At 65.4% G+C, this 12,140-nt stretch carries 8 protein-coding genes; all 8 read right to left on the minus strand.

Features of this window, described 5'->3' with window-relative positions; translation table 11 throughout:
• The 8 genes from HDG32_RS06275 to HDG32_RS06310 all read right to left on the minus strand — a co-directional run bounded on the left by HDG32_RS06275 (window position 1) and on the right by HDG32_RS06310 (window position 11,986).
• Window positions 1–2,301 carry a molybdopterin cofactor-binding domain-containing protein gene (locus HDG32_RS06275; RefSeq protein WP_184064461.1) on the minus strand — a complete coding sequence of 767 codons (2,301 nt, stop codon included), beginning with the start codon at window positions 2,299–2,301 and terminating at the stop codon, window positions 1–3.
• Window positions 2,298–2,780, minus strand: coding sequence for a (2Fe-2S)-binding protein (locus HDG32_RS06280; RefSeq protein WP_184064464.1), 483 nt, complete (start codon window positions 2,778–2,780; stop codon window positions 2,298–2,300). The genes HDG32_RS06275 and HDG32_RS06280 overlap by 4 nt, the downstream gene beginning before the upstream one ends.
• Window positions 2,777–4,084, minus strand: a complete 1,308-nt coding sequence (locus HDG32_RS06285) for a cytochrome c (RefSeq protein ID WP_184064467.1) — start codon at window positions 4,082–4,084, stop codon at window positions 2,777–2,779. The genes HDG32_RS06280 and HDG32_RS06285 overlap by 4 nt, the downstream gene beginning before the upstream one ends.
• A gap of 185 nt (window positions 4,085–4,269) precedes the next feature.
• Complete coding sequence (locus HDG32_RS06290) at window positions 4,270–5,859, minus strand: aspartate:alanine exchanger family transporter (protein ID WP_184064470.1); 1,590 nt, start codon at window positions 5,857–5,859, stop codon at window positions 4,270–4,272.
• Window positions 5,860–5,957: 98 nt separating this feature from the next.
• Window positions 5,958–7,742 carry a PTS glucose transporter subunit IIBC gene (ptsG, locus tag HDG32_RS06295; protein WP_184064473.1) on the minus strand — a complete coding sequence of 595 codons (1,785 nt, stop codon included), beginning with the start codon at window positions 7,740–7,742 and terminating at the stop codon, window positions 5,958–5,960.
• Window positions 7,743–7,764: 22 nt separating this feature from the next.
• Window positions 7,765–10,293 carry a phosphoenolpyruvate--protein phosphotransferase gene (gene ptsP / locus HDG32_RS06300; protein WP_184064476.1) on the minus strand — a complete coding sequence of 843 codons (2,529 nt, stop codon included), beginning with the start codon at window positions 10,291–10,293 and terminating at the stop codon, window positions 7,765–7,767.
• A 520-nt stretch (window positions 10,294–10,813) separates the two neighbouring features.
• Window positions 10,814–11,182 (minus strand): hypothetical protein, encoded by a 369-nt coding sequence (locus HDG32_RS06305; protein WP_184064479.1) that lies wholly within the window; start codon window positions 11,180–11,182, stop codon window positions 10,814–10,816.
• Window positions 11,183–11,194: 12 nt separating this feature from the next.
• Window positions 11,195–11,986: a hypothetical protein gene (locus HDG32_RS06310; RefSeq protein WP_184064482.1), complete on the minus strand. Its 792-nt coding sequence runs from the start codon at window positions 11,984–11,986 to the stop codon at window positions 11,195–11,197.
• Window positions 11,987–12,140: the final 154 nt, after the last annotated feature.

Consider the following 12,140-nt stretch of genomic DNA (forward strand, 5'->3'; position numbering starts at 1 on the left):
TCATGCCTTGAGCACGTTCTTCCCCTTCGTCCCGAGCAACGGCAAGTCGCGGATCCGCACACCGGTCGCGTCGTCGATCGCATTCGCGAGCGCCGCGGCGGCCGGGCCTTGCGCCGCTTCCCCGACCCCGAGGAATGGCAGGCCCGGCCGGTCGATCAACAGCACGTCCACGCGTTTGGGTACGGACGAGAAGCGCATGATCGGATAAGTGCTCCAGTCATAGCTCGTGATGCGTTGCGGGTCGAAATGCGTTTCTTCATAAAGCGTCCAGCTCGTGGTTTGCAAAATGCCGCCTTCGATCTGATTGCGCACGCCGTCCGGATTGACGATCTGTCCGCAATCGACGGCTGCTACGACACGCTCGATGCTGAGCTCGCCGGTATCGCGCATGACCGTCACGTCCATCGCGACGGCAAGGTAGGCCATCAGGTTCTTGTATTGGGCAAACGCAAAGCCGGTACCGTGCGAGCGCGGGCTGGAGTCGCCCGTTCGCGCGCTGCGGGCTCGCCAGCCGAATTGATCGACTACGGCGCTAATGACGCCATGCGCGCGCGGGTCATCGAGATGTTTGAGGCGAAACGCCACGGGGTCGGCGTGCGCGGCTCTGGCGAGCTCGTCGATGAAGCTCTCGATCGCGAACACGTTCATGTGCGCGCCGAGCGAGCGCATGGCAGAGACGCGTATCGGCATCGTCGGCACGAAATGATGCTGCACGTGCAAGCCGGGCACGCGGTAAAGCGGAATGCTGTTGCGGTCGCCTCCGCCTTCCGGCATCGGAATCGGCTTCGGCGGCGCGGGGGTGAACGGTTGCGCAAGGAGCTGCGCGGGCAACAGGCGGCCCGCATTCTCGATGCGGTTGTTATGCGTGTTGCTCCATAGCTCGTAGCGCCAGTCGGCAAGCGTGCCTGCCGAATCGAGCGTTGCATTCGCCTCGACTGTCATGGCCGGGCCGAACGGCTCCCACATGTGTTCCTGTTCGCGCATCAATTGCACGCGCACCGGGCGGCCAGGCAGCTCGCGTGCAACGAGGGCGGCGTCGGCCGCGACATCGTCCGCGCCGTTGTGTCCGTAGCAGCCCGAACCTTCCACATGCACGCAACGCACCTTGTCGGGTGGCATCGCGAGCATTTCGGCGATTCCCGCACGCAGCGGATAGACGCCTTGCGTGTGCGTCCACACGGTCATCACATCGTTGTCGAGCTGCGCGACAGCGCACGATGGCCCAATCGAGCCATGCGTCAGATACGGCCTCGAATAGCGCGCCCGCAGCGTCGCCACAGGCGCGGCCGCGCCCGTCGCCGCGCCCTGATCGACCACCTCGATTTCCTGTGAAGGCAGACTCATCAGCAAGGCGTGAACGTTCGCCGGATCGGGCAGCGGCGGCCCGCCCTGCCATTGCGCGGCAAGCGCAAGCTCACGCATCGCGAGGATCGCGCGCCATTCGTCGTCGGCGACCACCGCTAGGTAGTTGCCGTTGCGCACGACCTTGATGACGCCGGGCAGCGCTTCGACGCGCCCGCTATCGACTGCGACGAGGCTCGCGCCATAAGACGGCGGCCGTACGACGCGGGCATGCAGCATGCCGTGCGGCCGCAGGTCCTGGACGTAGCTCGCGCCGCCCGTCACCTTGCCCGGTATATCCACGCGCGGCAGCATATGGCCAATCAGCGCGTAGGCCGATGGCGGCTTTTTCGGCGCGTCGGGCTGCGCGTTCTGATGGAGGTCCGCGTATTGCACGGCTTCGCCATAGCTCACGCGTCTTCCGTCGGCGGCAATGACGGCGCCGTCGCGCGTCGTCAGGGCCGCTGCGTCGACGCCCAACTGCGACGCCGCGCTCGCGACCAGCAGCGCGCGTACCTGAGCGGCGGCGTTGAGGATCGCGGTGCCGCTGTCCGCCATCGTGTGACTGCCTGCGGTGTAGCCTTCGTTCGGCGTTGCGGCGGTGTCGGCGGTGATCAGCTCGATCGCATGCGGCGCGAGATCCAGCTCTTCCGCGGCGACCTGCAGCAGCGCGGTGCGAATGCCCGTGCCAAGCTCCGCCTTGCCCGTGAATACGCTCACGTGGCCGTCAGGGGCGACCTTGATCCACGCATCGAGCAACGGCGTGCTCTTGAGACTGCCCGGCAGCTTCGGGGTGCTCGCGTTGAAGGTGCCCGCTTCGGTGGTGGTTTGCGCAAGCGCGGCCATGCCGGGCACGATCGCGAAGCTCACCATCAGCGAGCCGCCAACGAGGAAGCGGCGCCGCGCGGGGTCATCGGGGCCGCTGCCGTGAGCGACGGAGCACGGGGGGCCGTCGCTCACGACTGCGCTCCTTCGTCCGTTCGCGGCGAACCCGTCGCGGCTTGCCGGATCGCCGCGAGTATGCGCATGTGCGTGCCGCAGCGGCACAGGTTCGGCTGCATGTAGCGGCGGATCTGTTCATCGCCTGGGTGCGGGGTTCGCTCCAGCAGCGTGTGCGCGCGCATGATCATACCGGCGATGCAATAGCCGCATTGCGCGGCTTGCTCGTCAATGAAGGCTTGCTGAAGTGGTCCCGGATGTTGCGCGCTGCCAAGTCCTTCGACGGTTCGCACTGGCCGGTCGCCAACGGCCACGACCGGCATGAGGCACGAGAACACCGGTTCGCCGCCGACGCTGACCGTGCATGCGCCGCATTGACCGAGACCGCAGCCGAACTTCGCGCCATCGAGCTGCAACTGGTTGCGCAGCACGTAGAGCAGCGGCGTTGACGGGTCGACATCGACCGTATGACTGACTCCGTTGACGTTGAGCGTGATCATCGTGGCAGGCCGTCCTTGCGAAAATGCGCAACCGCGCCGGCGTCGAGCGAGGGCCACGCGTCGCGCGCGGTGAAGCGTTCGCGCGTGTAGTTGGCGAGCTCCGCTATCTGCGCATCCGTGAATGTGTTGGCGAATGATGGCATGAAGGGCGCGCTATCGCTTTCGTGCCAGTCGATTCCATCGAGGATGATGCGGACCATGTTGCGCGGGCTGTCGGCGTTGACGGCCGTGGAAAGGGACAGCGACGGTCGAGCGCCCCCGCTCGACATCGGCGCGCCTTCGGCATGGCACGATGCACAGGCCGCGGAGAATAGATTCGCGCCGCCGCCGGGCGCGGTGGACACGGGCGCGGCGGAAGCGGAGGGCGAGGCGACCGGATGCTCCGGCACGCCTGGGCCCCCGGACGGCAACGCCAGCAGATACGCGGCAATTGCCTCTACGTCGGAGGCGGATGCGTCGGCGAGCATGCGCGTGACGGGGCGCATCGGACCCGCCGCCGCCCCATGGGCGCTCGCGAGGCCCGTGCGCAGATAGCTGGCGAGCTGTGCCTGCGTCCAGGGCGTGGGGCGTGACGCGAGGTCCGTCAGCGCGGGCGCGTCCCATCCGTCGATCGTGCCGCCTTGCAGCGCGCGGTCGCGGCGCTCGGCACCGAGGCGGTCGAGCGGCGTGTGGCACGCACCGCAATGACCGAGGCTTTCGACCAGGTATCGTCCGCGTGCGACGTCCGGCGCTTCGGGCGGGGCCGGCGCTGGTTCGGTACCGGTATGCAGGTAAAAAAGATTCCACACGGCGATGAGGGGCCTGAAGCCGAGCGGGAAGATCAGCTCGTTGTGCGGCGCAGGCGCCTTGACGGGAGCGCGGCTCATCAGCCACGCATACAGCGAGCCCATATCGGCATCGCTGATGTGCGTGAAGTGCGGATAGGGGAACGCGGGATAGAGCAGATGGCCGTCGCTGGACACGCCGCGCCGCATTGCGCGTGCGAACGCGTCGAGTGACCAGCCCCCGATACCCGTCTCGTTGTCCGGAGTGATGTTGGTCGAGTAAATGACGCCAAACGGTGTATGCAGTGGCAGTCCGCCCGCGAGCGGAAGGCCGCCCGTCGCGGTGTGGCACGCGACGCAATTGCCAACGGCCGCGAGCTTCGCACCGCGCGCCGCGGCCGCGGTATCGCTGCCGGCCGCGATGGGCGCGGTGACGGGACTCGACGCGGGCTCCCGTGCATGCGCGGTGGGTCCGCCGTATGCGGCCATGAGGGCAACCACGACAACGGCCACGCCTGCACTCGCCACCCGTCCTTTCATCTAGCCTCCATCGCCGAGCCGTCCGCATCATGGTTCCAGACTACGTCGCGCGGCTCCAGGTGGCGCAAGCGGCATTCCTGATATTCACGGAAGTCTGCGGCTGTCCGCCGCTCCGCGGTTCGCCGCTGTCTACGAGGACGGAAGCTTTAGGGTCGAACAGCGGCAGGTCGCGATAACGGTCTCGCCTAGCCGGCTGCGATCGCGATGGCGATCTGCACGAAAAGCACCTTGACGATGGTCATCGACGGAAAAATCATCGCGTACATGACGTCGGGCTGATCCGTCGGCGCGATGCGGTTGGCGAAGGCGAGAATCGCGGGATTGCCGGTCGCCCCGCAGATCACGCCGACCGATGTATCGAAAGACAGTCTGAAGACCCACAGGCAGCACACAGCCGTGACGCCGACGAGCACCAGCAGCGTGATCACGCCATAAAGCAGCAGCAGCGGTCCGGCGCTGCCGACGGTCGCGACGAACTTCGGTCCGCAAGACAGGCCCACCTGCGCGAGAAAAATCGTCAGCCCGAGATTGCGCAGCACGAGATTTGCAGAGAGCGGCATCACCCACACGAACGGTCCGCTGCGGCGCGCCTTGCCGAGGCACAGCGCGACCAGTAGCAACGCCGCGAGACCCAGGCTGAACGCGCCGAGACCGGGCGCGCGCAGCGGGATCGCGCCGACCAGCAGCCCCGCTGCCGCGCCGATGCCCAGACAGATGAAACTGAGGTCGGCCGTGCCCTTGATCGAATCGCCGAAAAACGCGCGGACCCTCGCGCGATGCGCGCTACTGACGAGCAGGCCGACGCGGTCGCCAGCTTCGAGAATGAGCTCTGGCGTCGACAGTAGATCGGCGTCGCCGCGCCGCACGTGCGCGACCGCGCAGTTCACGCCATCCGGAAAGCGCAGATTGCCGAGCGCCGTGCCGACGACTGACGGACTCGACGCGAACACGCGCATATAGTCCAGGTCTTCCCGATGACTCGAGATACGCCCGGGCTGTAGCTCGCCGCAGAGCGCCGTTGCTTCGTCGAGCGGGCGGCGCTCGGTGGCGGTGGCAAGGAGGACGTCGTCGGCGCGCAGTGTGAAGTCGTCGCTGGGCAACTGATTGTGATGCGCGCGCCGCACGGCCGCGATCACTACGCCGGCAGGCAGGCGAGTCGAGAGCTCCGACAGCTTGAGACCGAAGAGACTGGCATTGCGCAGCGCGATTTCCGCGGTCTCCAGCACCTTCGCGGGCGGTTTCGGTATTTTGGCTTTCAGGACCGAGTTAAGCACATAGAGGAATAGGATCGGCCCGGCCACGCCGAACGGATAGGTGACGCTATAAGCCACGGCGGCATTGCTGCTTTTCATCGATGCGATGGCAACCTGCAGGCTCGCCGTGCTGGTGCCGCTGCCGGCGAACATGCCGAGCGCATCGGCGAGCGTGATGCCGAAATGGATGAAGGCGCACGCTACCAGACCCGAAACGATCACGCCCAGACATGCGGCCGCGTTGGCCTTCACGCCTTCCCGGCTCGTGAGTCCGCGGAAGAACTGCGCGCCGTACTGAATGCCGATGCCATACAGAAACAGGAGCAGACCGAGCGTGCCCAGCAACGCCGGCGGCGCGGATTTCGGCGCGAACGCGCCGAGCGCCAGTCCAACGAACAGCACGGCCCCCGAGCCTAGAGCCACGCCCTTGATAGTGATTTCGCCGACCAGGTAGCCAAGCGCGATGGTCAGAAAAAGCGCGAACAGCGGCTGAGTTTCGAGGAAAGTTCTGGCTGCTTCCATGCCGCCCCCTATAGGTGGACAAAGCAACGCGACTGAGCGCTTCCACCGGGTAGGCCTCGCGTTCGACGCACGGCAGTTGCTGACGATACTCGTTGCTGCTATCGCATTGCGCCTGCGAGGTTGCCCGAGCCGAGACCCACGATCAGATCGAGTGCGCCGTTCTTCAACGCTTGCGTCGCGACCACGCCCGCCGCTTTCAATGCGGCCGCGTCGATGCGCGACGCGTCCGATAGCTCGACACGCAACCGCGTGGCCGCCAGCGCGTCGAGCTTCCTGATGTTGGCCGCGCCGCCCAGCGCCGCACGAATCTTTTCCGCGCGCTCCGTTTCCTGCGGCGAGTTTTGCACCGAGGCGGCCACAGCTGCTGGAGCCGCCGCCGCTGCGCTTTCCACACCAGGCACCCCCGCCGCCGGCAAATCCGCTTCGGCGCCCGCTGTCTTCAGATAGTCCTGCATGTCGGTTTTCATGTTCTCCGACAACGGCCCGAAGATCGCCTGCACGCCGTTGCCCACGCGCACCACACCCGCGGCACCGAGCGCCTTGAGCTTGCGTTCGTCGACGCCCGCCGGGTCCTTCACGGAGATGCGCAGCCGCGTGATGCAAGCGTCGAGACTCGTGATATTGGAGCGACCGCCAAAGGCGAGTACGAGTTCGCGCGAACGTCCTCCCGCGCCGCTCGCGGCAACCGCCGCTGTTTCCGCCGCGTCGTCCTCGCGGCCGGGTGTCTTGAGGTTGAAACGCGTGATGACGAAGCGGAACACGCCGTAATAGATCACCGCGTAAATTGGACCAAGGATGAAAACGTACCACGCGTGCGTGGCCTTCCCGCCGATCAGGTTGAACATCAGAAAATCGATGCCGCCCTGCGAAAACGTGAAGCCCATGCGCATGCCCAGTGTGTTCGCCACGAACTGCGCCGACGCCGCGAGGCATGCGTGAATCAGGTAAAGCACCGGCGCGACGAACAGGAACGCGAATTCGATCGGCTCGGTGATGCCGGTGAGGAAAGAAGTCAGCGCGGCCGAGACCATCATGCCGCCGACGGCCACCTTCTTCTCCGGCTTCGCGCAATGCCAGATCGCGATCGCCGCGGCCGGCAGGCCGAACATCTTGAACAGGAACGCGCCCGCCAGGATGCCCGCGGTCCGGTCGCCCGCGAAAAAACGGGTGATGTCGCCGTGAACCGTCTTGCCGGTCGTCGGGTCGAGGTAGCTGCCCATTTCGAAGAAGAACGGCACGTTCCAGATGTGATGCAGGCCGAACGGAATCAGCAGACGTTCGACGAAACCGTAGACCGTCGCGGCGGTGCGCGGGTCGGAAACCGCCGCCCAATGCGAAAAGGCCTTGATTGCGCTGCCGATCGGCGGCCACACGAAAGACAGGATCGCGCCGAGCACGATCGAGCCGATCGCGGTCACGATCGGCACGAAGCGCTTGCCGGCGAAGAAACCGAGATAGGGCGGCAACGTGATCCGGTAGTAGCGGTTGAACATCCATGCCGCAAGACCGCCGGCGAGGATGCCGCCGAACACGCCGGTCTGGATCGACGGTATGCCCATGATCGTGTCGGTTTCGACGCCCTGGAGCTTGCCGATCACACCCAAGGTGGCCGTCATCACCAGATATCCGATCGTTGCGGCGATGCCCGAGACGCCATCGTTCTCGGTGAAGCCGAGCGCGACGCCGATCGCGAAGATCAGCGGCAGGTTGCCGAAGATCACGTCGCCCGCGTTCTTCATCAGCGCGAGCACGACGGCCGGCACGTAACCGTGAAAGTCGGTGGCGCCGAGACCGAGCAGCAGGCCGGCCACCGGGAGCACGGCGACGGGCAGCATCAGCGATTTGCCGATCTTCTGCAAGACTCCGAAGGCATGCGAGAACATGGCTGATCTCCTGTTGATCCGCTCACTCGGCAAAGCGCGACAGATGCGCGCGGACTTCCGCGGCGGTGCCCAGACACAGCACCTCGGCGGCGAGCTTCCTGGCTTCTTCGGTCGTCACGCGTGCAAGCTGAGCCTTGATCGAACCGATCGCCGGAATGCTCACCGAAAGCTCGTCGATGCCAAGGCCGACGAGCACCGGCACCGCCATCGCATCCGACGCGATGCCGCCGCAAATGCCGACCCATTTGCCATGCTTGCGCGCACCGTCGACCGTCATGCCGATCAGACGCAACACCGCCGGGTGCAGCGCGTCGGCCTGCTTCGCGAGTTGCGGATGGCCGCGGTCCATCGCGAGCGTGTATTGCGTGAGATCGTTCGTGCCGATCGAGAAGAAATCGACTTCGCGTGCGAGCGGCTCGGCGATCAGCGCGGCCGCGGGGACTTCGATCATGACGCCGACTTTTACGCTCGCCGCGCGATCGCCGGCTTCTTCGAGCAGGATCTTGCGCGCTGCCCGCACCTCCTCGATCGCGGCGATCATCGGGAACATCACGTGCAGATGCCCAAGCGGCGCCGCGCGCAGGATCGCGCGCAGTTGCGTGCGGAAGATGTCGGGACGCGCCAGGCTCACGCGCACACCGCGCAGGCCGAGAAACGGGTTGTCTTCCTTCGGCAGCGGCAGATACGACAGCGGTTTGTCGCCGCCGACGTCGAGCGTGCGGACCACGAGCGGCCGCTCGCGGCCAAGCGCTTCGGCGACGGCGCAATATTCGGCGGCCTGTTCGTCTTCGGTGGGCGCGGTGTCTCGCGCGTCGAACAGGAACTCGGAGCGCAACAGGCCCACACCTTCGGCGCCGGCCGCGACCGCGTCGCGTGCTTCCTGCGCATTGCGGATGTTCGCGACGACCTCGACGCGGTGGCCGTCGGCCGTCATTGCGAGTTTGGTTGCCGCGAGCTTTTCGTCTTCGCGTTTGGCGGCCTGGCGGCTGATGCGTTCGCGCGCCTTCTCGAGTTCCTCGGCGCTCGGGTTGCGCCGCAAGCTGCCGCGCGAACCGTCGAGCACGACGGGCGTGCCGTCGGCGAGTTGCAGCGCGCGCGCGTCGATACCGCAGATCGCCGGAATGCCGAGCGAGCGCGCGAGGATCGCGACGTGGCTCGTCGCGCCGCCGCTCGTCGTGCAAAAGCCGAGCACCTTGCTGCGATCGAGCGACGTGGTGTCGGACGGCGACAGTTCCTCGGCAATCAGGATCGATTCGTCCGGCACGTCGATCTGCGCCTGCTTCACGCCGGCGAGCAGCGCGAGCACACGGCGGCCGACGTCGCGGATATCGCCGGCGCGTTCGCGCAGCAGCGGATTGTCGAGCTTTTCGAGCGTGCTTGCATGGTTCTGGAACGCATCGCGCCACGCGAACCCCGCGCCCTTTCCCGCGCTGATGCTGCTGATCGCGGCGTCGTTGAGGCCAGGATCGTCCAGCAGTTCGAGATGCGCGTCGAGAATCTGCGCTTTCGACGGATCGGTGAGCGTCGCCTTGAGCGCCTCGATCTGCTGACGCGCCTGATGCTGGGCCGCTTCGAGTTGCGCCCGTTCGCGTTGCGGCGACTCGCCCGCTTCGTTCACCTCGATGACCTGCTGGCGGAACTGCACGATCCTGCCGACCGAAAGCCCTGGCGAAGCGGATACGCCGATGAATTCGTTGGTGTCGGCGGGAGCCGCTTCGGTCGGTGCTGGCACCGGCGCAGCCGCCGCAGGTGCGGGCGCATCGCCGGGCTTTTCGCCCGATCCCTCGCCAAGCAGACGCGCGACGGTGCTGGCCGCCTCCGCCGCGTCGGGACCGCGGGCCTCGACGCGCAGCTTGTCGCCGAACTTCGTTGCGAGCCCCATGATCGCGACGACGGACTTGGCATTTGCGCTGGCATCGCCGCGCAGCAGCCGGATCTCGGACTTGAATTTCTTCGCCTCGACCGCGACGACCGCGGCGGGCCGTGCATGCAGGCCCGCTGGATTCGGCAGCGTGATCTCGTCGGAGAAGATCGCGCCGGTGGCGCTGGCCGTGTCCTTGTCCTCCATGCTGCCGACCAGCTCGACGTACAGCGCGACGTCGGTGCCGGCGACGACGAGCCCTTTCGCGGGAACGTAGCGCGTGACGAGATCGCCATTGGCGATCACCATTTGCGTGAGCAGGCTGGTTGCTTTTGCGCCGACCGCGATTGGGTCGAAGCGGATCAGCGGCGTGCCCGTCGCGACGGCGTCGCCTTCCTTGACCAACGGCATGAAGCCCTCGCCGCGCAGCAACACGGTGTCGAGCCCGATGTGCAGCAGCACTTGCAGACCGTTGTCGCCGGTGATCGTCGTGGCGTGGCCAGCGCTATGGAGTTGCGTGACCTTGCCGGCAAGCGGCGACAGCAGTTCATCCGAGGTCGGATCGATCGACACGCCATCGCCGACCATCTTCTGGGCGAAGACCGGATCGGGCACGCTCTCGAGAGGAACCAGTACGCCCGACAGTGGCGCCATCAACCCGATGCGCTGAGGACGCTGAGGAGCTTTCATCGCCAGGACTCCTTGTACATTGACGCTCGCCTCAGGTGGCTCGACTCGAGCCGCATGGGCGCGACATTCACACGTGCGGTCGGCACCATTGCCGCTCACGCCGCTCACCCACTTGTGAGCGGCGGACGTTACAAAAGCGTCGGTGACAAAAACTCGGGAAACCAAACAAGGTCGCGCACGTCGCCCGTGTGCGCCCGCGCCGCCTCGACCGGGATGAATGGAGAAACGTCAGGCGCGCTCCGACGGCGCTGTTTGCATTTGCCGGGCCGCCTCGCACCCGTGCGCAACCTTTTGCACCTTGGTCCCGGAAAAAAGGACCCGGAAAGCGCTCTGAAAAAGAGCATATGTTACTGAGCGCAGATTGCAAGACAAGACGATTTCGGACGGGAACGCCTGAAATTTGCAATTTCCTGGCGGGAGATGGAGGGTCTTTATTAATTGGCGTGTGACGCGTTCATTAATCTGTGTTTTATCCGTTTAGCGAAAGGCGGCGGCCCGACAAGACGCTCACCCTTGCTGTTCAGAGTAGATCCGTGACGACATCCACCGTATCGAACTCGATGAGCAATTCCGCGCCCAACGAGGCGCCTACAGATGCAATCGGCATATTGGGGCGGTTCTCTTTCCCGAAATATGATTTTTCTAGCGCATGGAGGGCGCGCTGATAATCAGGGGACTGGAAATCCGTGAGTACCTTTACTTCATAAATAACGTTCTGGATGAGGAAATCGTTCGCAAGACAGCGCGTCGCGCCCTTGAATTGAACGCGAACCCGGTCTTTCCTGTTGTCGAACATCAAGGCAAGCTCAACGATGCTTGCCTCACGGTCCGCGGATACGCCCATCAAATACCAGTCGTGGAACGCATTGAATTTCTTGATAAGGTCCATCGCGTAATTCCTTCAGGGACTCCAGGGGCTGAATGGAACAACATAATCGCCGCCATCTCGCACACCGTTGTCCCAATTGTGCGCGTGGGGCTTCAATCCGTTGTGTACATGGTCAAAGTCGAGATCAACGACCGGCTTTCTATCATCCCCGTACAGCCGCATTTGCCCGCTACCTGGGTTTGTGTACCAGGTTCCCGGGTCTCCGAGGTTCGGAGTCTTGGCTACATCGAATGAACCTTCGTCTACCTGGTCGGGCGAGTACTCGAACGGCTGCGCATCGCCCAGCGGCGTTGAGACCGGCGTGGCGATGGTCCCATCGGGTAGCACGTCGCCGGGGCGAGCGTACCAGATCGCGAGACCATCGTCGGCGGCCAGCCGCGGCAGTATGGGACGCTCGAATGACCGCGCGGCAGGCACGGCGGCCAGCGCGCGCCGGAAGAGCTGCGACGGCGTGACGGTCGCATAGTACGGCCGGACCGTCTGCTCAATGGGCGAACTGCGTGCGCCAGAGGCTCGCGGCTTAGGCACGACAGCAATCACATCGCCGCTCTCGACGGCGCACTGTAGCGCTCGAACGAGTTGCTCAGGCGCGGGGCCGCTTGCATATGCGCCGCCCTGAGCATGGCGCATGAACCTGGCGAGCCGGGCTAGCTGGCTCGCGTCGCGCGTGAGCTCCCATGAACTCGCCGAAGTAATGAACTGGCGGCCGGTGCGCACCTCGTCGCTGGACGTGTTGCCGCGATATTCGTGCCGCGTGTAGAGCGTGCAGCTCCGACGGGCCCCCACTTTCAAGTCAATCGCCATCCGCCTCCCTGGTGCGATCAGATCAGTTGGTATACCTATCACGGGGGCTCCATTGCACGCTGCAAAAAACGAAGCCCTCAAACCGCCGCGAACGCTGCAATACCTCTATGGCGGCCCTGAGAACGCACGGCGGCGCGACTTACGAGACCTCGTA

Origin of the sequence: Paraburkholderia sp. CI2 (assembly GCF_014201055.1) — a bacterium.
Lineage (GTDB): Bacteria > Pseudomonadota > Gammaproteobacteria > Burkholderiales > Burkholderiaceae > Paraburkholderia > Paraburkholderia tuberum.

What these genes read in the sequence shown, in the direction of transcription:
- HDG32_RS06280 (WP_184064464.1), bottom strand. Translation starts at nt 2,780, where the DNA reads ATGATCACGCTCAACGTCAACGGAGTCAGTCATACGGTCGATGTCGAC.
- HDG32_RS06285 (WP_184064467.1), bottom strand. Translation starts at nt 4,084, where the DNA reads ATGAAAGGACGGGTGGCGAGTGCAGGCGTGGCCGTTGTCGTGGTTGCC.
- HDG32_RS06290 (WP_184064470.1), bottom strand. Translation starts at nt 5,859, where the DNA reads ATGGAAGCAGCCAGAACTTTCCTCGAAACTCAGCCGCTGTTCGCGCTT.
- ptsG (WP_184064473.1), bottom strand. Translation starts at nt 7,742, where the DNA reads ATGTTCTCGCATGCCTTCGGAGTCTTGCAGAAGATCGGCAAATCGCTG.
- ptsP (WP_184064476.1), bottom strand. Translation starts at nt 10,293, where the DNA reads ATGAAAGCTCCTCAGCGTCCTCAGCGCATCGGGTTGATGGCGCCACTG.
- HDG32_RS06305 (WP_184064479.1), bottom strand. Translation starts at nt 11,182, where the DNA reads ATGGACCTTATCAAGAAATTCAATGCGTTCCACGACTGGTATTTGATG.
- HDG32_RS06310 (WP_184064482.1), bottom strand. Translation starts at nt 11,986, where the DNA reads ATGGCGATTGACTTGAAAGTGGGGGCCCGTCGGAGCTGCACGCTCTAC.